We start from the raw sequence: 24,126 nt of genomic DNA on the forward strand, positions 1-24,126 counted from the left end.
GAGGCCGAGAAGTACTGGATCGGCAAGGACACGGCGCGGTCGGTCGCCGACCCGGGCGGCGTCGACCTGTACCGTCGGCGGGGTCGAGCACGCCGTGCGCACCTGCTGTACTCGCGGTTCTGGCACAAGGTCCTGTTCGACCTGGGCCACGTGAGCAGCGAGGAGCCGTTCCGGAAGCTGTTCAACCAGGGCTACATCCAGGCCTGGGCCTACACCGACGCCCGCGGCACCTACGTGCCGGCCGAGGAGGTCGTCGAGGTCGTCGGGGAGGACGGCACCGCCGGTTTCACGTGGAACGGGCAGCCCGTCACCCGGGAGTACGGGAAGATGGGCAAGTCGCTGAAGAACGTCGTGACGCCCGACGACATGTGCGACCGCTACGGCGCGGACACCTTCCGGCTGTACGAGATGTACACCGGTCCGATGGACGCCTCCCGCCCGTGGTCGACGCGCGACGTCGTCGGCCCGCAGCGGTTCCTGCAGCGGGTGTGGCGCAACCTGGTCGACGAGACGACCGGTGAGGTCACCGTCGTCGACACGGCGCCGTCGGAGGAGATCCTGCGGTCCGTGCACAAGGCGAGCGCCGGCGTCCGCGCCGACTACCCCGCGCTGCACTACAACACCGCCGCCGCGAAGCTGATCGAGCTGAACAACGCCCTGACCAAGCGGGGCACGCCGGTCGAGCGCGAGGTCGCGGAGGCGCTGGTGCTGATGCTGGCACCGCTGGCCCCGCACATCGCCGAGGAGCTGTGGCAGAAGCTGGGCCACGACGACACGCTGGCCTACGCCCCGTTCCCGGTCGCCGACGAGCGCTACCTGGTCGCGGACACCGTCGAGTACCCGATCCAGGTCAACGGCAAGGTCCGTTCCCGGGTCGTCGTCGCCGCCGACGCCGGCCAGGACGACATCCGGGCGGCCGCGCTGGCCGACGAGAAGGTCGTCGCCGCGCTGGACGGGGCCGAGCCGAAGAAGGTCATCGTCGTCCCGGGGCGCCTGGTCAACGTCGTCCGGTAGGGAACGCGGGCGACCTCCTGCCCGTTGAGGCGGGCAGGAGGTCCGTCATGAGCACAGTCCTGACCCTGATCGTGGTGCTGGCCGTCGTCGCGGCCGTCGTCTGGCTGGTCCGGCGGCACAACGCGGACTCCGCCGCCGCCCTGGCCGACGCCCAGGCCGAGTCCCGGCGCTGGGTGGAACGGCTCGGCGGCCAGGTCCTGGCCCTGACCGGGACCGACGAGGCGAGCCGCCAGGCGCTGGCCGACGCGGCCGAGCGCTACACCGCGGCCGGCTCGCAGATGGAGCAGGCGCGGACCCCCGCGCAGTGCCGGCAGGTCACCGAGACCGCCTACGAGGGCCTCTACTACGTCCGAGCCGCACGCACCGCGATGGGCATGGACCCCGGACCCGAGCTGCCGCCGTTGCCCGGCCAGTCCCGCGCCGGTGAGGTCACCGAGGACCGCGAGGTCGAGGTGGAGGGTCGCAGCCTGGGTGCGTCGCCGCGACCGACCGACCGCAACAGCCACTACTACCCCGGTGGGACCGTCGCCGGGCGCCCGGTGCCGCGCGGCTGGTACTCCGAGCCCTGGTGGAAGCCCGCACTCGTCGCCGGGGCCTGGGGCGTCGGCTCGGCGCTGCTGTTCACCTCGCTGTTCAGCGGGATGGCCGGCGCCGACCAGGCCGCCTACGCCGACGGGTTCGCCGACGGCGCGGCGCTCGACGACCCGGGCTTCGACGGCGGCTTCGACGGCGGGGTCGACGGAGCCGACCCGGGCTTCGACGGCGGCTTCGACGGCGGGGGCCTGTTCGACAACGACTCCGACTTCGGCGGGGACTTCTTCTGACCCGCGCGGTCACCGCCGCCGCGGCCGGTCAGGCCCGGGACCCGCGCCGGACCGGCTTCTCCGGCCGCCGGGTCGCCCCGTTCTCCGGTGCCGGGGGCGTGGACAGGGCGGGCTCGGCGAGCCAGGCCTCCACGGCGTCGAGGACGAACGCGGCGTCGTCGAGAGCGGCGCGCGCCTCGGCGGCGGGGGCGGTCGCGTCGGAGTGGTCGGCCAGCGCCCGCCGGTTGTAGAGCGACCGCAGCAGCCGACCGGCGCGCGGGTCCAGCGACCGTTCCCGCACGACCCGGCGCACGAACGCGCTGACCACCTCGGAGTGCTCGGCGCGGGTCTCCCCCAGCACCAGCAGCGCGGTCTCGGCGGCGCGGAACGCGGCGTGGAACGCGCGGGAGACCGCGGCGTCGCCGAAGCCGTTCTCCGCCAGCACCCGGGCCCCGCCCAGCTCGACCCGGGCCCGGGCGAGCCCGCCGTGCACCCGCCGGGTCACCGGACCCGCACCGCCTCGGCGCGGGCCCGCACGACCGTCGGGTCGGCGGCGCGGACGAGCTCGCCCTGCCCGACCGGCAGCACGCTGATCGTCAGCCCGGTCCGCCGGGTGTGCTGCCACAGCACGTCGTCCATCGCGCGGACCTCCTCCCAGGGCAGGATCGGGACCCCGTCGTCGTCGAGCACCACGAGCAGGTCGATCGCGGACTCGACCGAGCCCTCCCCGCTGGCCCAGGACCCGAACAGCAGCACCTGGCGCAGTCGGGGTCCGTAGAGCAGGGCCAGGTCGTCGGCGACGGCGGCGGGCACGTCGTCGTTGGACGGGTCCGGATCGGGGTGGCGGGCCTTGATCCGCTCGCCGTCCTCGGCACCGATCAGGCCGGCCGCGACCAGCCAGTCCGCCGCCCGGCGCCGGGCACGGGCGTCGCGGAAGCGGTACCACTGGTCACGGACCTCGGGGAACTCGAACAGCGTGTTCTTGAACCGGCGGAACGCGCCCCGGCCGTCGATCGCGCGGTCCAGCAACGCCGCGGCCCGGCGGTGCTGCACGCCCGCGGTGAAGTCGGACATGTCCCGATAGGACTCCCGGCTGGTCACCGGCCGGATCTCCACCCAGTCCGGATCGGGCCGGGTGCCGCCGGACACGCCGTGCACCTCGGCGTCGGCCGGGTCGAGGTACCAGGTGACCTCCGGCGTGCGGTCCTCGAGCGCGTCCGCGAGCGCGGACAGATCGAGGCGGGCGGGGTCGAGCACGGGGCGACTCTATGCCCGGTCCGGGGCGCGTGGCAGCCGTCGCAGGGCCTCGATCCTCGCGTCGGTCCTCGTCGTCAGTCCTTGTCGTCCTCGTCCTCGTCGTCGTCCTCGTCATCGGAGCCGAAGAAGAACTGTGCGACGAGGACCGCGGCCCAGATCCCCATCGGCACCATCGGCCAGAAGAACGGGAGCCCCTCCCCGTCGGAGGCCGCGGAGACCGCGGTCACCACCCAGATGCCGGTCAGGATGACCGCGGTGCCGGCCCACGACCGCCACTCGGTGAGGTGCTCACGCCTTGCCTCGGCCTTCTCCACCTCCGCCGTCTCGGCACGCACCGACGGCAGGGCCGTGCGCTCCACCGCGGGCAGGTCGGCGACCAGCCGGTCGAGATCCGCGCGGACGGTCGCCGCGTAGGCCTGCTGCAACCGCTCGTCGTACTCGGTCAGGGACAGCCGGCCTTCGTCGTGCGCCAGCGTCAGCCGTTCCGCGACCTCATTCCGTTCGGCGTCCGACACCCGCAGCACGGACCGCTCGTCGTCCCTGGACTCCCCCATGCCCGTCGAGCGTAGTGACCGAGCCGGTCACCGGGGTCGGTCGTTCGGAGGATCCCCGACCCCGGGACCCGGCCGGACGGGTGGCGACGGCGACGCCGACCAGGCAGAGCAGGCCGCCGGCGAGCGCGGCCGGTGCGGGCACCTCCCCGAGCAGCGCCCAGGACAGTCCGACCACCAGCGGCGGGATCGCGTACGTGGTCGCGGCCAGCTTGCTCGCTGTGGTGCGGGTCAGGGCGTACCCCCAGGTCAGGAACGCGACGCCGGTCGGGAACACCCCCAGGTAGACGACGCCGGCGACGGCCGTCGCCGGTGCGGTGGCGAGCTCGGCGACCAGCGACGGCAGGAACGGCAGCAGTGCGACGGCCCCGGCGACCGCGCCGGTCCAGGTCATCGTCAGGGCGTCCACCCGAGGCAGCAGCCGCTTCTGCGCGACGGCCGCACCCGCGTAGACCAGCGCGGCGAGCAGCCCCAGCAGCACCCCGGACAGGTCGACGCCCCCGGCGGAGGAGGCGGCCGCGATCAGCACCACCCCGGCGAACGCGACGCCCATCCCGGCCAGCAGCCGCGCGGGGAAGCCCTCCCCGAGCAGCAGCCCGGCCAGGACGGCGACGACCACCGGCGCCACGTTCACCAGCAGCGCGGTGGTGCCGGCGTCGAGGTGCCGCTCGGCCGCGTTCAGCGCGAGGTTGTAGACGCCGAACCAGGCCGCACCCCAGATCGCCACCGCGGCCAGCAGGCGTCCGCGGGGCAGCGGTGGGCCGGAGGTGCGTCTCCGGGCGCGGACGACGCTCAGGATCGCGGTCAGGGTCAGGGCCCCGAGCAGCATCCGCCCCAGGGCCAGCGCACCCGGGGACAGGTCGTGACCGACGGCGCGGATGGCCACGAACGCCGACGCCCACAGCACGACGGTGGTGGCCGCGGCGGCGAGCGGCAGCAGGCGGGACCGGGTCGCGGGGCTCACAGGGTGGGCCGGCGGGTGTCGTAGCCGGTGCGGACGGGCAGCCGTCGCGGTCGGTCCCGGAACGACCGGTACAGCGCGGCGAGGACGGCGGGCGTGGTGAGGGCGAGCAGCCCCAGGTGCACGGTGGTCATGAGGACATCGTCGGACCGCCCCACGGTTCAGCACCAGCGACATGTTCTGTTCCTGGATTCAGTTCTGCTGTACGGTCGGGCGGTGCTCGACACCCATCGTCTGATGATCTTCCGGTCGGTCGTGGCCGGTGGGTCGGTGCAGTCCGCCGCCGCCAACCTGGGGTACACGCCGTCGGCGGTGAGCCAGCACGTCACCGCGCTCGCCCGGGAGACCGGTCTGGTGCTGTTCGAGCGGGTGGGCCGCGGGCTGCGGCCGACCGCGGCAGGGCTGCTGCTGGCCGAACAGGCCGACGCGGTGCTGGCCCGGCTCGGGGAGGCCCAGGTGCTCGTCGAGGACCTGCGCACCGGGCGCACCGGGTCGCTGTCGCTCGCCTACTTCGCCTCCGTCGGGTCCGCCTGGATGCCGCGGGTCGTGCGCAGGCTGACCGGTGGCTTCCCGGGCGTCCGACTCGACCTGGCCCTGCGCGAGTGGCTGCCCGACGACCCGGCCGACCGCTCGGACCTGCAGATCGCCGTCGAGCGACCGGATTACGAGGCCTGGCCCGGGTTCTCGGTGCACCACCTGCTCGACGACCCCTACGTCGTGGTGCTGCCCGACGATCACCCGCTGGCCGGGGCGGAGCAGGTCGACCTGGCAGACCTGGCCGGGCAGCGATGGGTGGACAACGACTTCGCCCGCGGGTGGTGCCGGCGCAACCTGGTCGAGGCCTGCGCCGCCGCCGGGTTCCGCCCGCCGTTCCACGTCGAGGCTCACGACTACCGCACGGCGCTGGCCTTCGTCGCCGCCGGCATCGGAGTCACCGTGCTCCCCCGGCTCGGGGCCGTCGACCTGCCGGCCGGGACCTGCGCGGTGCCGGTCGTGCGCCCCACGCCGGTGCGGACGATCCTCGCGGTGGTCCGGGACGCCGCCGCTGCCGCGCCACCGTTGCTGGCGGCGCTCGACGAGCTGCGCGCGCAGTCCGCCCTCAGCCCTGCGGGCGCACCATGATCTCGGTGAGGTGGGCGTCGCGGGTCGCGGTCAGCGCGGCAAGGATCGCGGCGCCGACCGACTCCGGGCGCAGGAACTTCGAGCCGTCGTACCCGCCGTCCGCCGTCCCGGCTGCGGCCGCCTCCTGGGCCACGACCCGCTCCTGCATCGCGGTGTCCACCCGGCCCGGGTGCACGGAGGTGACCCGGATGCCGTTGCCGGACTCCTCGGCGCGCAGCGCCTCGCCGAAGGCGCGCAGCGCGAACTTGCTGGCCGCGTAGGAACCCCAGCCCGGGCGGGCGGTGAGCCCGGCGCCGGAGTTGACGAGCACGACGTCGGACCCGGTGTCCGTCCCGGCCGCGCGCAGCGCGGGCAGCAGCAGCCGGGTCGTCTCGGCGACCGCGACGACGTTGACGTCGAACTGGTGGCGCCAGGTCTGCGCGGTGGTCTCCTCGACGGTGCCCAGCTCCCCGATCCCGGCCGAGTGGACCAGCGCGTCGAGCCGGTCGATGCCGTCGAGGGCGGTGGCCAGCGCGTCGTCGTCGGTGAGCTCGACGGCCATGGTGCGGACCGCGACCGGGCCCGCCTCGGTCAGCTCATCGGCGAGGGCCTCCAGCCGCTTCTCGTCCCGGCCGCCGAGGACCAGGTCGTAGCGCGGCGCGAGCAGCCGGGCGGTGGCGGCGCCGATGCCCTGGGAGGCACCGGTGATCAGGGCGAGCGGGCGGCGGGGAGCGGTCACCCGGTGAACCTACGACCTGACTTTGGTCACCCGAGCCTGGTTTCGCAGCTTGTACTGCGCTGAGCTGCGGTGATGTGTTTGCGCGGGAGCGGTGTGAGGCACTAATTCGGTGCTCTACGCTCGGTCAGGTGGCGTGGGTGAGGCGGGTACGGACGGCCTCCGGGGCGACCGCGGTCCAGATCGCCGAGTCCGTGCAGGGCCATCGACGGATCGTGGCCCATGTCGGGTCAGCGCACACCGAGGCCGAGCTGGGCCTGCTGGTCGAGCAGGCCCGTGGGCTGATCGACGACGCTGCACAGCAGGCCCTGGATCTGGGCGTCGCGCCGTCACCCCGGCGGGCCGAGCTGATCGCGCCCACCGCGGCCGGCGGTGCCACGCAGGAGGGGCTGTTCGGCCAGATGCCGCGGCGCGCCCCGAGCACCACAACCCGGCGGGTGGGTGCGCCGCAGGTGATCACGACCGGGTCGCGGGTGCTGTTCGACATCCTCGCCGAGGTCTACGCGGGCCTCGGGTTCGCAGAGGTCGCTGATGACACGTTCCGCGACCTGGTGATCGCCCGGATCGTCGAGCCCACGTCCATCCTGGACACCGGTCGGGTGCTGGCCGGTCTGGGCGTCACCGCGGCGAGCGAAAAGACGATGCGCCGCACCCTGCTGCGCTGCACCGGGCGCAGCTACCGCGACGAGATCGCGAGGGCCTGCTTCACCCACGCCCGTGGCAGTGGGGATGTGTCGTTGTGTCTCTACGACGTCACCACCCTCTACTTCGAGGCGGAGAAGGAGGACGACCTGCGCAAGGTCGGGTTCTCCAAGGAACGCCGGGTCGACCCGCAGGTCGTCGTCGGGCTGCTGGTCGATCGCGCAGGGTTCCCCCTCGAGATCGGCTGTTTCGAGGGCAACAAGACCGAGACCGCGACGATCCTGCCGATCATCGAGGCCTTCCGGGCCCGACACCAGCTGCCGGTCGAGCCGGGCGGGATGGTCGTGGTCGCCGACGCAGGGATGCTCTCGGCCGCGAACCTGCGCGACCTCGACGAGGCCGGCCTGCGGTTCATCGTCGGCTCCCGACTCACCAAGGCCCCGGTTGACCTGGAGTCGCACTTCCACTGGCACGGCGACGCCTTCGTCGACGGGCAGATCATCGACACCCTCACACCACGCGACCGCCGCACCGGGCGCAGCGAGAACAGCCCGAAGGTCAAGGCCGAGCCCGTCTGGAACCCCAACCAGCATCCGGGATCCTGGCGGGCGGTCTGGGCCTACTCCACGAAGCGGGCCGTCCGGGACCGGCGCACGTTGACCCTGCAGGAGAACCGGGCCCGCGAGGTCATCGCCGGCGAGAAGCCCGCGCGCACACCGCGGTTCGTCAAGGTCACCAACGGCTCCCGCGCCCTGGACGAGGCCTCCTTGGCTCGGGCATACCGGTTGGTCGGGTTGAAGGGCTACGTGACCAACATCCCGGCCGGCGGCGCAGCGGCCGGGGAGATCATCGGCGACTACCACGACCTCTGGCACGTCGAGCAGTCCTTCCGGATGAGCAAAACCGACCTACGCGCCCGCCCGATGTTCCACCACCAACGCCAGTCCATCGAAGCGCACCTGACCATCGTGTTCACCGCCCTCGCAGTCGCCCGCGAGATCCAGAACCGCACCGGGCTCACCATCCGCAACGTCGTCCGCCAGCTCCGACCACTGCGCTCGGCCACCATCGCCATCAACGGCACCCAGCAGACCTTCCCGCCCGCCGTCCCCGCCGACAAACAGGCCCTCCTCGACGCGCTCCGTCAGCCCGCGGCGAAGCACTAAGACAAGTGACCGAAGTCAGGCCCGGTGAACCTACGACGACCGGCCCCGTCCTGCGCGCGGACGGGGCCGGTCGTACCGGGGAGCGGGTGCGCTCAGAGCTGAGCTGCGTTCAGAGCTGAGCTGCGTTCCGCACGCTTCTCTCAGAGCGTGTTTGGAAATTCTAGTGGGTTGAGGGTGTCGTGTGTTTCTGCTGGCGGGTGGCGGGGTATCCACGGGCGATGCGGCGGGTGATGGTGTTGATCGCGGCCCAGCGGATCATGGCTTCGGATGTGGTGGGGTGGCGTTCGTAGTCTCGGGCCAGGCGTCGGTGTGCGGTGAGCCAGGCCAGGGTCCGTTCGACCACCCACCTTCGTGGGAGGACGGTGAATCCGCGCTGCTCGGGTGGCTTGCGGATGATCTCGATCGTTGTCTGCAGGATCGTGGCGGCCCAGTCGAGCAGTCGCCCGGCGAAGTCGGCGTCGGCGTAGACGAACCGCACCCTGGTGCGCAGGTAGAGGTTGAGCAGGATCGGCTTGGCGCCGTCGCGGTCCTGTACCGAGGCCGAGCACACCATCGTGGTCAGCAGCAGACCGAGGGTGTCGGTCACGATGAACCGTTTCCGTCCGCCTGTCTTCTTCCCGGCGTCGTAGCCGCGGGAGTCCTGGCCGACGGTGTCGGCGCCCTTGACCGACTGGGAATCGATGATCCCCGCACTCGGCTCCGGATCACGGCCCTCGGCGATACGTAACTGCCCCCGCACGACCGGGAGGATCTTCTCGGTGACCTTCTGCTGTTCCCACTGGTTGAAGTACCAGTAGACGGTCTGCCAGGGCGGGAAGTCCACCGGCAACGCCCGCCAGGCACACCCGGTCCGCACGACATACAAGATCGCGTCCAGCACGTCCCGACGAGCATGAGCAACAGGCCGCCCCCGCCGCGCGAGCGGCGGTAACAACGGCTCGATCACCACCCACTGGGCATCACTGGTGTCCGAGGGGTACCGGCGCGGTCGTTCCTGCATGCCGACCACGATGGAGCACCCCAGCCGTGTCGACCATCCCGACACACCCACCATTTCCAAACACGCTCTCAGACCCGGCGGGCCGAGTTGAACGGCATCCGGTCGACGTCGGAGATCTTCACCGGCTGACCGCTCGTGGAGGCGTGCACGATCTGGCCGCCGCCGATGTAGATGCCGACGTGGCTGACCGGGCTGTAGAAGAAGACCAGGTCACCGGGCTTGAGGTTCGACTTCGACACCGGGGTGCCCACCTGGGCCTGGGCACGGCTCGTGCGGGGCAGGTCCTTGCCCGCCTTGGCGAAGGCGTAGCGGACCAGGCCGGAGCAGTCGAACGCGCTCGGGCCGGTGGCGCCCCAGCGGTAGGGCTTGCCGAGCTGGGCCAGCGCGGTCGACATCGCGCCGCTGCGTGCGGCGACGGCCTGCGCGGCCGGGGCCGCGGCCTGCGCCGCGGAGGAGACCGAGAGCGCGGCCGGGTTCGCGCCGCGCGTCGGCAGCACGTTCGCGGCCGGGGCGACGGCACGGGTCACGGTCTCCGCGGTGGGTGCCGCGGAAGCGGTGGTGCCCGTGGGGGCCGCGGTGGCGGCGGGGAGCACGGACAGAACTGCGGCCGCGGCGGCAGTGGTGGCCACGACGGCGACGCGGAGCGCCGGAGCGGAATGACGCTGGGGCACGGTGGGGTCCTCGGGATGTTGCACCACCGGAGGAGCGGTCGGGGCGGGACCCGTGGACGCCGGTACGAAGGGGGAGTTCCGGTGGGGAGACCGGACAGCGCTCACGACCCGCCCGCGTCGTCGCCCGGCGGTGACCCTGCACCCCTCACCCCGGATGGGCGGTGGTCGCGCAAGGCCGGACCGCACATTACGAACAGATATCGCTCGATTAAATGACGCAGAACACATTCATTGCATGACTGCGATCACGACGAATAACGAGAACATTCCGGATCGGTAATTTCAGATTCCGGAACGTCTCCGGTACGGAACGGCCCGGGGATGACCTGCGCGGTCGTCCCCGGGCCGTTGTACCGAGAAACCGATCAGTTGTCGATCTCGCCCCGGATGAACGCCTCGACCTTGTCGCGCGCCTCGGAGTCGCGGTACTGCTCCGGCGGCGACTTCATGAAGTAGCTCGACGCCGACAGGATCGGTCCGCCGATGCCGCGGTCCTTGGCGATCTTGGCCGCCCGCACGGCGTCGATGATGATACCCGCGGAGTTCGGGGAGTCCCAGACCTCGAGCTTGTACTCCAGGTTCAGCGGGACGTCACCGAACGCGCGGCCCTCGAGCCGGACGTAGGCCCACTTGCGGTCGTCCAGCCAGGACACGTAGTCCGACGGGCCGATGTGCACGTTGCCCTTGCCCATGTCCCGGTCCACCTGCGAGGTGACGGCCTGGGTCTTGGAGACCTTCTTGGACTCCAGCCGCTCGAGCTCCTTCATGTTCAGGAAGTCCATGTTCCCGCCCACGTTGAGCTGCATCGTGCGGTCCAGCTGCACGCCGCGGTCCTCGAACAGCTTCGCCAGCACCCGGTGGGTGATGGTCGCGCCGACCTGGGACTTGATGTCGTCGCCGACGATCGGGACGCCGGCCGCGCGGAACTTCTCCGCCCACTCCGGGTCCGAGGCGATGAACACCGGCAGCGCGTTGACGAAGGCGACACCCGCGTCCAGCGCGGCCTGTGCGTAGAACCGGTCGGCGTCCTCGCTGCCCACCGGCAGGTAGGACACCAGCACGTCGGCCTCGGTGTCGCGCAGCACCGCCGCGACGTCGACGGGCTCGCCGTCGGCCTCGGTGATGGTCTCCCGGTAGAAGCGGCCGAGACCGTCGAGGGTCGGCCCGCGCTGCACGGTCACCCCGAGCGGCGGCACGTCCGCGATCTTGACCGTGTTGTTCTCACTGGCCGAGATCGCGTCGGCGAGATCCTGACCGACCTTCTTCGCGTCGACGTCGAACGCGGCCACGAAGGTCACGTCCCGGACGTGGTACCCGCCGAAGTCGACGTGCATCAGGCCGGGGACCTGGGTCGACGGATCGGCGTCCGCGTAGTAGTGAACCCCCTGGACCAGCGATGCCGCGCAGTTGCCCACGCCGACGACCGCCACCCGAACCTGGCTCATGTCAGGCTCCTCCTGTTGTCTCGTCCTGTCGTACCCCGCCGGTCGCGGGCCGGGATGGCCCGCCGCCGGGGAAGGTCCTCTCGTCACGGCCGTCCGTGGCATCCTGCTCGGCCCGTTCGGTCGCGATCAGCTCGTTCAGCCAGCACACCTCGCGCTCGGAGCACTCCAGCCCGAGCCGGTGCAGCTCGCGGGTGTAGCGGTCGACGCCCTCGCAGGGTCTGCCGAGCGCGGTGCGCAGGCCGTCCCGGCGTTCCTCGACGGCCCGTCTGCGGCCCTCCAGGATCCGGATCCTGGTCTCCGCCGGTGTCCGCGCGAAGAACGCCAGGTGCACGTCGAAGCTTCCGTCCTCCCAGGCCTGGGGGCCGGCCTCGGCGAGCATGGCAGCGAACCGGTCCCGGCCCGCCGGGGTGATGCGGTAGACCCGCCTGCCCCGTCGCAGCCGTCCCGGAGTGCGTCCGTACTGATCACCCGCCTCGTCGGTGGTCTCCGCGATCGACCCGGCCCGGAGCAGCCGGCGCAGGGCCGGGTACAACGAGCCGTAGGAGAACGCGCGGAAGCCGCCGAGCCGGCGACCGAGCTGCTTGCGCAGCTCGTACCCGTGCAGCGGACCGTCCTGGAGCAGGCCGAGGACCGCGAAGTCCAGCATCGCGACCTCCTCCGTGCGGACCGCTGACCGGTCACCCTATCGGTCCGATACATCGATCCGCCCGTGTGATGATCGTGATCACAGGCGACCGCGGACCGGACGAGTCCCCCGACCAGGTACGGAACGGTCGTGCCCGCGGGGCCCCGTGCGGGACGGCGATGGGTCCGCGGGTCCGTCCCGCGTACCCTGGACGGGTGCTCAGCCCGCGACAGGTGGTGGACTACGCCCTGCAGCGCCGTGCTCTGCTGGCCGACGTCCGGGCCGGTCGGGTCGGCCGTGAGGAGGTGTGTGATGCGGGTGCCTACCTGCTCCGCGCCGCGCGCTTCCACGGCGCCCCCGCCGATCGGGCCTGTCCGGTCTGCCGGCACGACGAGCTCGCCCAGGTCTCCTGGGTGTTCGGCGAGAGTCTGCGTCACGTCTCCGGCTCGGCCCGCTCCGCGGCGGACCTCGAGCAGCTCGCGGCGCAGGTGCCCGACTTCTCGGTACACGTCGTCGAGGTGTGCACCGAGTGCCGCTGGAACCACCTGGTCCGCTCGTTCGTCCTCGGCACCGGCCGCCCCCGCCGTGGCCGGCGGAGTGCGGGTGGCTGAGTCCGATGGCGCCCTGCCCGACGAGCACGACCACCCGGACCGCGTGCACCGCGCCGGTCCGACGCCGGATCCCCTCGGCCCCGGGCACCCCCGGCCCGGGTTGCTGCGGATCCGGTCCACCGCATCCCACGGAGCCGCCCGGTGAACGACGAGCGTGACCCCCGGCGCACCCCGCCGCCCCCCGGCCGTCCGCCGGTGGGCGGCCGTCCCGCGCCCGCGGGACCGCCGCCGCGCCCGGTCCCCCAGCCCCCTCCGCCGCTGCTGACCCACGACGACTCGGGGGTCGGCCACTTCGACCCGGTCGTCCGGCCGGCCCAGGCCGGCCCGCGCACGGCGGCCCCGCAGCGCACCGGCCGTCCGCCGGCCGGTGCGGCGGCGGCCGGTGCGGCACCGGCCACGGCCCCCCGTCGTGGGGCCGGGGGCGGCCGGCCGCCCGGCCCGCCCGGTCGTTCCGACGGTCGCGGTCCCGGCGACGGCGGCGACGGGAAGAAGAAGCCCGGCCGTCGTCGCCGGCTCCGGCGCTGGCTGATCGGGCTCGCCGCGGTCGCGGTGATCGGCCCGCTGGTCGCCTTCGCGATCGGCTGGCTGGTCTTCCCGGTCCCCGCCGCCGACGACATCGCCGTCACCCAGGTCGCGACCTTCACCTACGCCGACGGCGCCCCGCTGGCCACCGTGCGGCCGGACAACGTCAACCGGACCAGCGTCGACCTGTCCCAGGTGCCGGTGCCGGTCCAGCAGACCGTGCTGTCCGCCGAGGACCGCACGTTCTTCTCCAACCCCGGCTTCGACATCACCGGCATCGCGCGGGCAGTGATCAACCAGCTCTCCGGCGGGATCGGCGGCGGCTCGACGATCACCCAGCAGTACATCAAGGTGACCACCGGCAACGACCAGTACTCGCTGTTCCGCAAGTTCCGCGAGGTCGTGCTGGCCGCGAAGATGTCCAAGGAGATGACCAAGGAGCAGATCCTCGGCAACTACCTGAACGCGATCTACCTGGGTCGCGGCGCCTACGGCATCCAGGCCGCCAGCCAGGCGTACTTCGGGAAGAACGTCCAGGACCTGAACGCCTCCGAGGGCGCGATGATCGCCGGGCTGATCCAGTCGCCGTCGCGCTGGGACCCGGCGAAGAACCTCGAGATGTCCCAGCAGCGGTGGAACTTCGTGCTCGACGGCATGGTCGCCCAGGGCTGGATGAGCCCGGCCGACCGGGCGCAGCAGAGGTTCCCGCAGTGGCGGGAGGCCTCCGCGGCCGAGGGCGGGGGCATCCCCGGTGACGACAAGGGCCACATCTACAACGCGGCCCGCGCCGAGCTGGAGAAGCTCGGGATCTCCGAGACCGAGATCAACACACAGGGCCTGACGGTCACCACGACGATCGACCCGAAGGCCCAGGAGGACGCGGCGAAGGCCGTCCAGAAGGTGATGGAGGGCCAGCCCGACAACCTGCGGTCCTCGCTGGTGTCGGTGAACCCGAAGACCGGCGCGGTCATCGCCTACTTCGGCGGGGAGAACGGCGTCGGTCTCGACTACGCCTCGGTGCTCAAGCAGCCCGGCTCGTCGTTCAAGCCGTTCGTGCTCGCGGCGGCGCTGCAGGCGAACCCGCCGGTCGGCCTCGGCACGATCTACGACGGCTCCTCCCCCCAGGAGCTCGCCGGCACCACGGTCACCAACTCCGAGGGCGTGAGCTGCGGCCAGTGCTCGGTGAAGGAGGCCATGACCAAGTCGATCAACACGGTCTTCTACCGGATGGGCCTCGACGTCGGCCCGCAGCGCGTCGCCGACGCCGCGCACCAGGCGGGCATCCCCGCCGACCTGCTGCCGAACCCCACCGGCGGCATCTCGCTGGGCGACCGCGAGGTCCACCCCGAGGACATGGCCGCGGCCTACGCCACGTTCGCGGCCGACGGCATGCGGCGCGACCCGTTCCTGGTCGCGAAGGTCACCGCCAGCGACGGCCGGGTCATCTACGACCGCGGCAGCACCGACAACGGCCAGCAGGTCATGCCGGCCGAGGTCGCCCGCAACGTCACCGAGTCCATGACCGACGTCGCGAGCTCGTCGCGGATCGGGCTGGACGGGCGTCCGGTCGCCGCGAAGACCGGCACCGTGCAGAGCAGCGTCGAGGGTCAGAACAACGACGCCTGGACCGTCGGCTACACCCCGTCGGTGTCCACCGCGGTGTGGGTCGGTACCGACGACAACTCCCCGATCAAGAACTCCGCGGGACGTCCGGTCTACGGGCGGATGCTGCCCGGCTCGATCTGGCAGTCGTTCATGACCGACGTGCTGCGGGGGACCCCGGTGGAGCAGTTCTCCGACTTCGAGCCGATCGGTCAGGCCCCGGCGCGGGCCGTCTCGAACGACTCGGGGCAGGGTGACGAGCAGCAGACCACCACCACCCAGGAGCCCGGCGACGGCCGTGACAACGGCGACAACGGCGACCGGGGTGACCGCGCGGACCGGGGTGACTCCTCGGGCGACGGCTCGGGCGACGCGTCGGGTGACGGCGACGGCGGCAACGGCGACGGCAGCGGTGACGGCGATGGTCAGCCGGGCTCCGACGCGGGCCGGGACCGTCCGGGCCGCGGGGGCGACAACTGACCGCAGGCGCCCGGCCCGGAGCCGCACCGCCCGCCCCCCGCGAGGCGCCGGGGGCGGGCGTCCGGGACCGGGACATCCCGACCTGGACCGAGCCGTTGGTGCGCGCCGCCAGTCGGGTCGTCGGCGGCCCGATGGGCCGGCACGCACTCGTCGGACGGTCCCGGTGGTGGACGCCGCTGCGGGTGGTGCTGCTGTTCGCCGTCGTCGTGCTGGCGCTGGGCTGGCTGGGCAAGGCGGCCTGCCTGCAGGAGTACCGCACCCCGGACGGTGCGCTCGCGCTGGACTGGCGCAACGACCGCCAGTACGTCGCGATGTGCTACTCCGACACCGTCCCGCTCTACGGGCTGGAGGGTCTCGCCGACGACGCCGTGCCCTACCGCGACGCCTGGTTCGAGACCGCCGCCGACGGCTCCCGCACCGCCCGGTACATGGAGTACCCGGTCGTCACCGGGATGTTCCAGTACCTCAACGCGCAGCTGACCGACGGCTGGCAGTGGCTGGCCGAGCGGCTGCCGCTGCCGACCGCGCTCGACGTCGTCGTCTACTTCGACGTCACCGCGATCTGGCTGGCCATGGCCTGGCTGGTGGTCGTGTGGGCGGTGCTGATGCTCCGCCCGGAACGCCCGTGGGACGCCGCGCTGGTCGCGCTGTCGCCGCTGGTGGTGGTGCACGCGTTCACCAACTTCGACACGCTCACCGTCGCGCTCGCGACCGGCGCGCTGCTCGCGCTGCGCCGGGACCGGCCGGTCTGGGCCGGGGTGCTGCTCGGGATCGGCGGCGCGGCGAAGCTCTACCCGCTGCTGCTCCTGCTGCCGGTGCTGCTCGTCGGCTGGCGACGCCGCGACGACGGCGGTCTCCCGCGTGCCGCCTGGACGATCGGCGCCGCCGTCCTCGCCTGGGTGGCGGTGAACCTCCCGGTCGCGCTGGCCTGGCCCCGCGGCTGGGCCGAGTTCTTCCTGCTCAACCGCACGCGCCCGGCCGACCCGGACTCGGTCTGGTACTCGCTGTACTGGTTCACCGGCTGGTCCGGCTTCGACGGCCCGCTCGGTGACGGGCAGTCCCCCACCGTGCTCAACACCGTCACCGCGGTGCTCATGGCGCTGGCGTTCGTCGCGATCGCCGCTCTGGCGCTGCGCGCTCCGCGGCCGCCCGCGGTCGCCGAGCTGGCCTTCCTGACGGTCGCGGCGTTCCTGCTCCTGAACAAGGTGTGGAGCCCGCAGTACTCGCTGTGGCTGGTCCCGCTCGCGGTGCTCGCCCTGCCGCGCTGGCGGCTGCTGCTGGCGTGGATGACCGTCGACGCGCTGGTGTGGGTGCCGCGGATGTACCAGTACCTCGGCGTCGCGAACAAGGGGCTGCCCCCCGAGCCGTTCCTGGTGACGGTGCTGGTCCGCGACGCCGTGGTCGTCGCCCTGTGCGTGCTCGTCGTCCGGCAGATCCTGCGGCCCGGCACCGACCCGGGCCGGGACCCGGAGCCGGTCTGGCCGGTCGGCCCACGTCCCTCCCGGGCTGCAGTGCCCGCAGTGCCCGCAGCGCCCACAGTGCCCGCCGCCGCGTCCGCCGGGGCCGTGCCCGCACGGAGCGGGCGGCGCCGGAGCGGGGACGGCGGCGGACCCGGTGCCGCCGGTCCGGACGGCGCGACCCGGTCCACCGGCTCCGGCCGGGCCACTCGCGCGGCCGCACCCCGGCCGTGGCCGTCCCGGGCGGCCCGCCCCCGGCGCGGTCCCGTGGACTGACCCGCGGCTCCGTCCGGCCGGCTGCGCGGCCGCCCTGGCGGTCCGGCACCGGGCCCCGTGCGGCACCGGGCCCGGCATGGTGCGCGACGTCCTCGATCGGTCGCGGCCGCGTGCCGGACCACCAGCGACGCAGCCGCGGCGGCCACCGACCGGCGAGACCGCCGAGGGCCCGGCACGGCGCGGGGTGGCGCCGCACGGGGTGTGACGTGTGCGGCGGCGACGGAGACCGGTGCGGTGCCCGGCCGGGTGCGACGATCGGGACATGGCCGACGACGTGGTGGTCCCGGAACCGGTGCAGCAGCGGCTGCGGGAGCGTGTCGAGGCGGCGCTGACGACGCTCCCGCCGGCCGAGCGCCGGGCCGCGTCGGAGGCGGACCGGGCGGGGAAGCGGGCCGCCGCCGTCACCCTGACGCTGCTGCCGGTCCCCGGTGCCACCGGCGACGGCCGCCTCGCCGACGAGGTCGCGTTCGTCCTGACCCGGCGCGCCCGGTCGCTGCGGGCGCACTCCGGGCAGTGGGCCCTACCGGGCGGGCGGCTCGACCCGGGTGAGACCGCCGAGGAGGCGGGGCGCCGCGAGGTGTCCGAGGAGATCGGGCTCGAGCTCGGTCCGGACCGCGTGCTCGGCCTGCTCGACGACTACCCGACCCGATCCGGCTACGTCATCACCCCGGTCGTGCTGTGGGCCGGCGGTGCGGGCGAGCCGACGCCGAACCCGGACGAGGTGGCCGAGCTGTACCGCCCGCCGCTGGCCGAGATCGACCACGAGCCGCGGTTCCTCACGATCCCCGAGTCCGACGCCCCGGTGATCCAGGTGCCGCTGTTCGGCCGCTTCGTCCACGCCCCCACCGGCGCGGTGCTCCACCAGTTCCGCGAGGTCGTCCTGCACGGGCGCCCCACCCGGGTCGCGCACCTGGAGCAGCCGGTCTTCGCCTGGCGCTGAGAGCGTGTTTGGAAATGGTGGGTGTGTCGGGATGGTCGACACGGCTGGGGTGCTCCATCGTGGTCGGCATGCAGGAACGACCGCGCCGGTACCCCTCGGACACCAGTGATGCCCAGTGGGTGGTGATCGAGCCGTTGTTACCGCCGCTCGCGCGGCGGGGGCGGCCTGTTGCTCATGCTCGTCGGGACGTGCTGGACGCGATCTTGTATGTCGTGCGGACCGGGTGTGCCTGGCGGGCGTTGCCGGTGGACTTCCCGCCCTGGCAGACCGTCTACTGGTACTTCAACCAGTGGGAACAGCAGAAGGTCACCGAGAAGATCCTCCCGGTCGTGCGGGGGCAGTTACGTATCGCCGAGGGCCGTGATCCGGAGCCGAGTGCGGGGATCATCGATTCCCAGTCGGTCAAGGGCGCCGACACCGTCGGCCAGGACTCCCGCGGCTACGACGCCGGGAAGAAGACAGGCGGACGGAAACGGTTCATCGTGACCGACACCCTCGGTCTGCTGCTGACCACGATGGTGTGCTCGGCCTCGGTACAGGACCGCGACGGCGCCAAGCCGATCCTGCTCAACCTCTACCTGCGCACCAGGGTGCGGTTCGTCTACGCCGACGCCGGCTTCGCCGGGCGACTGCTCGACTGGGCCGCCACGATCCTGCAGACAACGATCGAGATCATCCGCAAGCCACCCGAGCAGCGCGGATTCACCGTCCTCCCACGAAGGTGGGTGGTCGAACGGACCCTGGCCTGGCTCACCGCACACCGACGCCTGGCCCGAGACTACGAACGCCACCCCACCACATCCGAAGCCATGATCCGCTGGGCCGCGATCAACACCATCACCCGCCGCATCGCCCGTGGATACCCCGCCACCCGCCAGCAGAAACACACGACACCCTCAACCCACTAGAATTTCCAAACACGCTCTGAGGCGCCCCGGGGCTCACGCCGGCCGGCCGGCTCGCCGGTACCGCCCGAGCCCGCCTCAGGTGTGCTCCCGCAGGAACGCGATGTCGCGGGCCTGCCCCTCGGCCGGGGTCTCCACCACGACCGGCGCCCCCGCCGCCGCGACGACGGCGGCCAGCTCGTCCGGCGGGATCGTGCCGTCGTCGATGTTGGCGTGCCGGTCGCGGGCCGAGTCGAACGCGTCGCGCGAGTTGTTCAGGTGGATCAGGTCGATCCGCCCGGTGATCCCCCGGACCCGCTCGACGATCCCGGCCAGCTCCTCGCCGCCGGCGAAGGCGTGGCAGGTGTCCAGGCAGAACCCGACGCCGAACTCGCCCACGGCGTCCCACAGCCGGCCCAGCGCGTCGAACCGGCGGGCCATCGCGTTGTCCCCGCCCGCGGTGTTCTCGATCAGGACGGGCACGTCGAAGCCGTGCTCACCGGCCTGGCGTTCGACGAACTTACGCCAGTTGTCGACGCCGACCGCCGGGTCGTCGTCCTTCGTGACGTGGCCGCCGTGCACGACCAGCCCGAACGCGCCGACCTCGGCGGCCCCGGCCAGGTGGTGCTGGACGATCGTGCGGCTGGGGATGCGGATCCGGTTGTTCGTGGACGCGACGTTCGCGGTGTAGGGCGCGTGCACCACCACCGCGACGTCCGAGGCGGCCAGCTCCGCGGCCCGCGGGTGCGGCGGCGGCTTCTTCCAGCCCTGCGGGTCGGACAGGAAGAGCTGGATCACCTCGGCCCCGACCTCGGCGGCCGCGGCCAGGGGGTCCTCGGCGTCGCGGACGTGTGCTCCGATCTGCATGCGGGCACGGTAGCGAGGACCCCCGACAGTCCTCGGCCGCCGGTGGGGTCCGCCGCGGCGCTCCCCCGCGGGAGGCCGCGGACCGGGCACCCGTACGGCGACCGGCGCCCCCGCGGGCACGACCCGGACCCGCCACGGCGATCCCCGTACCCGCAGGTCGGGGCCGGACCGGCCGTTGCTAGCCTGTACCGGCATCCCCGCAGGTCCCGTGCATTCCGCCGGAAACTGTCGGGGTGCACTGAGAACCTCCTGTCACGGCCGTCCGGGCCGTGACCGTTTCGAGTCCATAGGAGGTGAGTGGTTCTCATGCGTCATTACGAGGTCATGGTCATCCTCGACGGCGGCCTGGACGAGCGCACTGTGCAGCCGTCCCTGGAGCAGTTCCTCACCGTCGTGAAGAACGACGGCGGATCGGTCGAGAAGATCGAGGTCTGGGGCAAGCGCCGCCTGGCCTACGAGATCAAGAAGCAGGGCGAGGCCATCTACGCGGTCCTCGACATCACCGCGGAGCCCGCCACCGTCGCCGAGCTGGACCGCCAGCTGGGTCTGAACGAGTCCGTGCTGCGCACCAAGGTCCTGCGCAAGGACGTCACCCGCACGCCGGCGCCCGCCGCCGGCTGATTGGAGCCGTCATGGCCGGCGAGACCGTCATCACCGTCGTGGGCAACCTGACGGCGGATCCCGAGCTGCGGTTCACCCCGTCCGGCGCCGCGGTCGCCAACTTCACCGTGGCGTCCACCCCGCGCACCTTCGACCGCCAGTCCGGCGAGTGGAAGGACGGCGAGGCGCTCTTCCTGCGCTGCAACATCTGGCGCCAGGCGGCGGAGAACGTCGCCGAGTCCCTGACCCGCGGCGCGCGCGTCGTGGTCCAGGGTCGTCTGCGCCAGCGGTCGTTCGAGACCAAGGAAGGCGAGAAGCGGACCGTCGTGGAGATGGAGGTCGACGAGGTCGGCCCGTCCCTGCGCTACGCGACCGCCAAGGTCAACAAGGTCAACCGGGGCGGAGGCTCCGGTGGCTTCGGTGGCGGCGGCGGTGGCTACGACGGCGGTGGCGCCCGACAGGGTGGCGGTTCCGGCGGCGGAGGCAACTCCGGCGGCGGCTATGACGACCCCTGGGGTTCGGCCCCGCCCGCGGGCAGTGGCGCCGCGTCCGACGACGAGCCCCCCTTCTGATCCACGTACCTCTCCGCCCGTGACGGGCGGAGGACGATCTCCAGGAGCACCACCATGGCCAAGGCCATCGTGCGCAAGCCGAAGAAGAAGGTCTGCGCTTTCTGCAAGGACAAGGCCCAGCTGATCGACTACAAGGACACCGGTCTGCTGCGGAAGTTCATCTCCGACCGCGGCAAGATCCGTGCCCGTCGGGTCTCCGGCAACTGCCGGCAGCACCAGCGGGACGTCGCCGTCGCGGTCAAGAACTCCCGCGAGGTGGCCCTGCTGCCGTACACCTCGACCGCTCGCTGAGGAAGGGGAGACACATGAAGCTCATCCTCAACGCCGACGTCCCGAACCTGGGTGCCCCGGGTGACATCGTCGAGGTCAAGGACGGCTACGGCCGCAACTACCTGCTGCCGCGCAAGCTCGCGGTCGTCGCCACCCGTGGCGCCGAGAAGCAGGTCGAGCAGATCCGCCGGGCCCAGAAGTCCCGCGAGATCCGCGACCTGGGCCACGCCCAGCAGGTCGACTCGCAGCTGCGCAACATCAACGTGACCGTCTCGGCCAAGGCCGGCGACACGGGCCGCCTGTTCGGCTCGATCACCCCGGCCCAGGTCGTCGACGCCGTCAAGGCGGCCGGCGGTCCGCTGCTGGACAAGCGCAGCATCGACGTCCCGGGTCACCTCAAGACCCTGGGCAAGCACCAGGTGCAGGTCCGCCTGCACCCGGAGGTCACCACCGAGCTGCCGATCGCGGTCGTCGCGAGCTGAGCGGTCCGGTGGTCGTACGACCACCGAGCGTGATCAGGGCGGGGTTCGGAGCCATGTGCTCCGGACCCCGCCCTTTCGTGTGTCCGGAGCCGGCCTTACGGGCGTCGCGGACACGGTGTGCAGTCCCGGGTGGACGATCGACACCGATCGAACGACCCCGCACCGGGATGCCTTGTCACGCAGCCGACACGCCGCCCGGTGACGATCCACTCGACGGGCGGGCCTGTGGACGCGCCGGGCGGTGAACGGCCCGCCGGGCGCTCCGACACGCCCGTACGCGGCGTGCGACGACACGCCAGAGCAAAGTTGTCCACAGCTGTGAGTATGCCTCTGACCTGCGGATACGGCCCGTTCCGGGATGCTGTCCCCAGGTTGTCCCCAACACGGTCCCGGGACGGGCGGCATCCGTGCACAGTTCATCCCCAATTCGATCACCAGGCCGGTTCGCCACGGGCCCTGCGGCCGACCTACTGTCGGTCGTGCCGGTACGCGAGCGCCGTGCTCCCCGGGTCGCGCCCGCTGCGGTCCGTCGGGCACCACGCCGGCCGGCAGATCACCGACGACGGTCGCGAGTGAGCGGTACGCACCACTCGCGCGTCGAACGTGCGTTCGGTACTGTGTCCACCGGGGGTGACGCTGCGTATGGCTCTGACGGACGATCGTCCCGGCAACAAGCCCCGTGCGGTCCGTGACGGCGAGAAGGCGTCCGGATCCGGCGAGAGCGCGACGTTCGACCGTCAGCCGCCGCAGGACCTCACGGCCGAACAGTCGGTGCTCGGCGGCATGCTGCTGAGCAAGGACGCGATCGCCGACGTCGTGGAGGTGCTGCAGCCGGAGGACTTCTACCGGCCGGCCCACCAGACCGTGTATGAGACGATCCTGGACCTCTACAGCCGTGGTGAGCCCGCGGACGCGGTGACCGTCTCGGCGGAGCTGCAGCGGCGCGGTGAGCTGGTCCGCCTCGGCGGCGCCCCGTATCTGCACACCCTCATCGCCACCGTGCCCACCGCGGCGAACGCGGCGTACTACGCCGAGATCGTCGGCGAGAAGGCGGTCCTGCGACGGCTGGTCGAGGCCGGCACCCGGATCGTGCAGCTCGGCTACCACGGCGCCGACGGCGGCGACGTCGACGACGCGGTGGACCGGGCCCAGGCCGCGGTCTACGAGGTCACCGAGCGCACCACCACCGAGGACTACACGGTGCTGGAGGAGCTCCTCCAGCCCACCATGGACGAGATCGACGCGATCGCCTCCCGGGACGGCCAGTCCACGGGTGTGCCGACCGGCTTCGCCGACCTCGACCAGGTCACCAACGGTCTGCACCCGGGCCAGATGATCGTCGTCGCCGCGAGGCCGGGTCTGGGCAAGTCGACCCTGGGTCTGGACTTCGCCCGCTCCTGCTCCATCGGCAACGGTATGACCAGCGCGTTCTTCTCACTCGAGATGAGCAAGTCCGAGATCGTCATGCGTCTGCTGTCGGCGGAGGCCCGGATCCGGCTGGCCGACATGCGCGCCGGCCGGATGTCGGACGAGGACTGGACGCGGATGGCGCGGCGGATGTCGGAGATCTCCGAGGCTCCGCTCTACATCGACGACTCGCCGAACCTGACGCTCATGGAGATCCGGGCCAAGGCGCGCCGGCTCAAGCAGCGCTACGACCTGAAGCTGATCATCCTGGACTACCTGCAGCTGATGACCTCCGGCCGCAAGGTCGAGTCCCGCCAGCAGGAGGTCTCGGAGTTCTCCCGGCAGATCAAACTCCTCGCGAAAGAGCTGGACGTCCCGGTGGTGGCGATGAGCCAGCTCAACCGTGGCCCCGAGCAGCGCACCGACAAGCGGCCGATGCTGTCGGACCTGCGTGAGTCCGGCTCGATCGAGCAGGACGCGGACATGGTGGTGCTGCTGCACCGCCCCGACGCGTTCGAACAGGACGACCCGCGCGCCGGTGAGGCCGACCTGATCCTGGCCAAGCACCGTAACGGCCCGACCACGACGATCACCGTCGCCCACCAGCTGCACTACAGCCGGTTCTCCGACCTCGCCCACGGCTGAGGCCGGGCCGGACGCGCCGTGCGTCCCGGGCCCGGTGCGTGCCGGCGTACGAGTGGGCCGGCGTGCGGGTGGGCCGGCGTGCGGGTGGGCCGGCGTGCGGGTGGGCCGGTGTACGGATGGCCGGTCAGGCGGTGCCGGGCCGCGCCTGCGGACCGGTGGTGGCCGCGACGGCCAGCGCGAGGGCGGCCACGACGATCCCCGCGACGACGACCGGAACGCTCACCAGCACGGCGCCGAGCAGCAGCACGACCAGCGCGATCCCCAGCAGCATCGTCGGGAACGGCCCCGAGCCGTGCACGGTGCGCCGGTCGCGGGCGAACCCGGCGAGCAGCCGTCCGCCGTGCCGGGCCGGGGCGTGCAGCGCGGTGTTCAGCGCGGAGATCCGGCGGACCAGTTGCGGGTCGGTCCGGCGCAGCTGCACCTCGATCTCGTGCAGCCGACGGTTCTCACGCTCGCTCAGCACCGCGGCAACCCCTCGCGTCCGTGTCCCGGCAGACACGGTCGTGCCGCCGTCCGGCACGGGGCGTCGTCGATCCGGC

24 protein-coding genes and 3 pseudogenes are annotated in these 24,126 nt (G+C 72.4%); 15 read left to right on the plus strand and 12 right to left on the minus strand.

The window, feature by feature from the left end; all coding sequences use genetic code 11:
• A pseudogene (locus tag KPL57_RS06880) lies at positions 1-1,014 on the plus strand (class I tRNA ligase family protein); the annotation flags it as partial.
• A 47-nt stretch (positions 1,015-1,061) separates the two neighbouring features.
• The gene (locus tag KPL57_RS06885; RefSeq protein ID WP_226350946.1) at positions 1,062-1,838 is read left to right on the plus strand and encodes a hypothetical protein; all 777 of its coding nucleotides are present in this window, start codon (positions 1,062-1,064) and stop codon (positions 1,836-1,838) included.
• Between the two features lie 28 nt (positions 1,839-1,866).
• Here the strand turns inward: KPL57_RS06885 and KPL57_RS06890 are convergent, their stop codons facing one another.
• From KPL57_RS06890 to KPL57_RS65980, 5 genes are all read right to left on the minus strand, one after another.
• A complete protein-coding gene (locus tag KPL57_RS06890) occupies positions 1,867-2,322 on the minus strand; it encodes a HEPN domain-containing protein (protein WP_020621929.1) in 456 nt (151 codons plus the stop codon).
• Entirely contained in the window at positions 2,319-3,074 is a 756-nt protein-coding gene (locus KPL57_RS06895; protein WP_020621928.1) for a UPF0158 family protein, read from the minus strand. Before KPL57_RS06895 ends, KPL57_RS06890 begins: the two co-directional genes overlap by 4 nt.
• Positions 3,075-3,148: 74 nt before the next feature.
• Positions 3,149-3,628: a DUF1707 domain-containing protein gene (locus tag KPL57_RS06900; RefSeq protein WP_226350947.1), complete on the minus strand. Its 480-nt coding sequence runs from the start codon at positions 3,626-3,628 to the stop codon at positions 3,149-3,151.
• Positions 3,567-4,589, minus strand: a complete 1,023-nt coding sequence (locus tag KPL57_RS06905) for a DMT family transporter (protein ID WP_226350948.1) — start codon at positions 4,587-4,589, stop codon at positions 3,567-3,569. The genes KPL57_RS06900 and KPL57_RS06905 overlap by 62 nt, the downstream gene beginning before the upstream one ends.
• Positions 4,586-4,720: a hypothetical protein gene (locus tag KPL57_RS65980; RefSeq protein WP_020621925.1), complete on the minus strand. Its 135-nt coding sequence runs from the start codon at positions 4,718-4,720 to the stop codon at positions 4,586-4,588. Before KPL57_RS65980 ends, KPL57_RS06905 begins: the two co-directional genes overlap by 4 nt.
• 82 nt (positions 4,721-4,802) lie before the next feature.
• Between KPL57_RS65980 and KPL57_RS06910 the strand changes: the two genes are divergently transcribed.
• A complete protein-coding gene (locus KPL57_RS06910; protein ID WP_043276195.1) occupies positions 4,803-5,708 on the plus strand; it encodes a LysR family transcriptional regulator in 906 nt (301 codons plus the stop codon).
• On the opposite strand, the gene KPL57_RS06915 is transcribed toward KPL57_RS06910, so the two are convergent.
• Complete coding sequence (locus tag KPL57_RS06915; protein ID WP_226350949.1) at positions 5,686-6,426, minus strand: SDR family oxidoreductase; 741 nt, start codon at positions 6,424-6,426, stop codon at positions 5,686-5,688. The genes KPL57_RS06910 and KPL57_RS06915 overlap by 23 nt on opposite strands.
• A gap of 128 nt (positions 6,427-6,554) precedes the next feature.
• On the opposite strand from KPL57_RS06915, the gene KPL57_RS06920 reads away from it, so the two are divergent.
• Positions 6,555-8,231 carry an IS1634 family transposase gene (locus tag KPL57_RS06920; protein WP_226350710.1) on the plus strand — a complete coding sequence of 559 codons (1,677 nt, stop codon included), beginning with the start codon at positions 6,555-6,557 and terminating at the stop codon, positions 8,229-8,231.
• 144 nt (positions 8,232-8,375) lie between these two features.
• Here KPL57_RS06920 and KPL57_RS06925 read toward each other — a convergent pair.
• The 4 genes and pseudogenes from KPL57_RS06925 to KPL57_RS06940 form a co-directional block, all read right to left on the minus strand.
• Positions 8,376-9,285: pseudogene (locus KPL57_RS06925) on the minus strand (IS5 family transposase); the annotation flags it as partial.
• Positions 9,286-9,299: 14 nt separating this feature from the next.
• Entirely contained in the window at positions 9,300-9,902 is a 603-nt protein-coding gene (locus KPL57_RS69410; RefSeq protein WP_308252804.1) for a C40 family peptidase, read from the minus strand.
• A gap of 365 nt (positions 9,903-10,267) precedes the next feature.
• A complete protein-coding gene (locus KPL57_RS06935) occupies positions 10,268-11,347 on the minus strand; it encodes an inositol-3-phosphate synthase (protein ID WP_043276188.1) in 1,080 nt (359 codons plus the stop codon).
• A 1-nt stretch (position 11,348) separates the two neighbouring features.
• On the minus strand, positions 11,349-11,993 hold the full coding sequence (locus KPL57_RS06940; RefSeq protein ID WP_060714214.1) for a PadR family transcriptional regulator: 645 nt from the start codon (positions 11,991-11,993) through the stop codon (positions 11,349-11,351).
• 194 nt (positions 11,994-12,187) lie between these two features.
• Here KPL57_RS06940 and KPL57_RS06945 point away from each other — a divergent pair, with 194 nt between their 5' ends.
• The 6 genes and pseudogenes from KPL57_RS06945 to KPL57_RS06970 form a co-directional block, all read left to right on the plus strand.
• Positions 12,188-12,583 carry a DUF5318 family protein gene (locus KPL57_RS06945; protein ID WP_075312604.1) on the plus strand — a complete coding sequence of 132 codons (396 nt, stop codon included), beginning with the start codon at positions 12,188-12,190 and terminating at the stop codon, positions 12,581-12,583.
• Positions 12,576-12,728: a hypothetical protein gene (locus KPL57_RS06950; protein WP_158071549.1), complete on the plus strand. Its 153-nt coding sequence runs from the start codon at positions 12,576-12,578 to the stop codon at positions 12,726-12,728. Before KPL57_RS06945 ends, KPL57_RS06950 begins: the two co-directional genes overlap by 8 nt.
• Positions 12,725-15,187, plus strand: coding sequence for a transglycosylase domain-containing protein (locus KPL57_RS06955; RefSeq protein ID WP_226350951.1), 2,463 nt, complete (start codon positions 12,725-12,727; stop codon positions 15,185-15,187). Before KPL57_RS06950 ends, KPL57_RS06955 begins: the two co-directional genes overlap by 4 nt.
• Before the next feature lie 98 nt (positions 15,188-15,285).
• Entirely contained in the window at positions 15,286-16,920 is a 1,635-nt protein-coding gene (locus KPL57_RS06960; RefSeq protein ID WP_374203680.1) for a glycosyltransferase family 87 protein, read from the plus strand.
• 262 nt (positions 16,921-17,182) lie between these two features.
• A complete protein-coding gene (locus tag KPL57_RS06965) occupies positions 17,183-17,860 on the plus strand; it encodes a CoA pyrophosphatase (protein ID WP_043277752.1) in 678 nt (225 codons plus the stop codon).
• 14 nt (positions 17,861-17,874) lie between these two features.
• Positions 17,875-18,784: pseudogene (locus tag KPL57_RS06970) on the plus strand (IS5 family transposase); the annotation flags it as partial.
• 59 nt (positions 18,785-18,843) lie between these two features.
• Here KPL57_RS06970 and KPL57_RS06975 read toward each other — a convergent pair.
• On the minus strand, positions 18,844-19,611 hold the full coding sequence (locus KPL57_RS06975; RefSeq protein WP_149662710.1) for a deoxyribonuclease IV: 768 nt from the start codon (positions 19,609-19,611) through the stop codon (positions 18,844-18,846).
• A gap of 306 nt (positions 19,612-19,917) precedes the next feature.
• On the opposite strand from KPL57_RS06975, the gene rpsF reads away from it, so the two are divergent.
• The 5 genes from rpsF (at position 19,918) to dnaB (ending at position 23,587) form a co-directional block, all read left to right on the plus strand.
• Entirely contained in the window at positions 19,918-20,232 is a 315-nt protein-coding gene (rpsF, locus tag KPL57_RS06980) for a 30S ribosomal protein S6 (RefSeq protein ID WP_043277749.1), read from the plus strand.
• 11 nt (positions 20,233-20,243) lie between these two features.
• The gene (locus KPL57_RS06985) at positions 20,244-20,783 is read left to right on the plus strand and encodes a single-stranded DNA-binding protein (protein ID WP_020623470.1); all 540 of its coding nucleotides are present in this window, start codon (positions 20,244-20,246) and stop codon (positions 20,781-20,783) included.
• A gap of 54 nt (positions 20,784-20,837) precedes the next feature.
• Complete coding sequence (rpsR, locus tag KPL57_RS06990) at positions 20,838-21,074, plus strand: 30S ribosomal protein S18 (protein ID WP_020623471.1); 237 nt, start codon at positions 20,838-20,840, stop codon at positions 21,072-21,074.
• A gap of 14 nt (positions 21,075-21,088) precedes the next feature.
• Entirely contained in the window at positions 21,089-21,535 is a 447-nt protein-coding gene (gene rplI, locus KPL57_RS06995; RefSeq protein WP_060714209.1) for a 50S ribosomal protein L9, read from the plus strand.
• Positions 21,536-22,177: 642 nt separating this feature from the next.
• Entirely contained in the window at positions 22,178-23,587 is a 1,410-nt protein-coding gene (gene dnaB / locus KPL57_RS07000; protein ID WP_226350952.1) for a replicative DNA helicase, read from the plus strand.
• Positions 23,588-23,711: 124 nt separating this feature from the next.
• Here the strand turns inward: dnaB and KPL57_RS07005 are convergent, their stop codons facing one another.
• Positions 23,712-24,050 carry a DUF3040 domain-containing protein gene (locus tag KPL57_RS07005; protein WP_075309325.1) on the minus strand — a complete coding sequence of 113 codons (339 nt, stop codon included), beginning with the start codon at positions 24,048-24,050 and terminating at the stop codon, positions 23,712-23,714.
• Positions 24,051-24,126 lie beyond the last annotated feature (76 nt).

The organism is Pseudonocardia sp. ICBG601 (assembly GCF_020496245.1).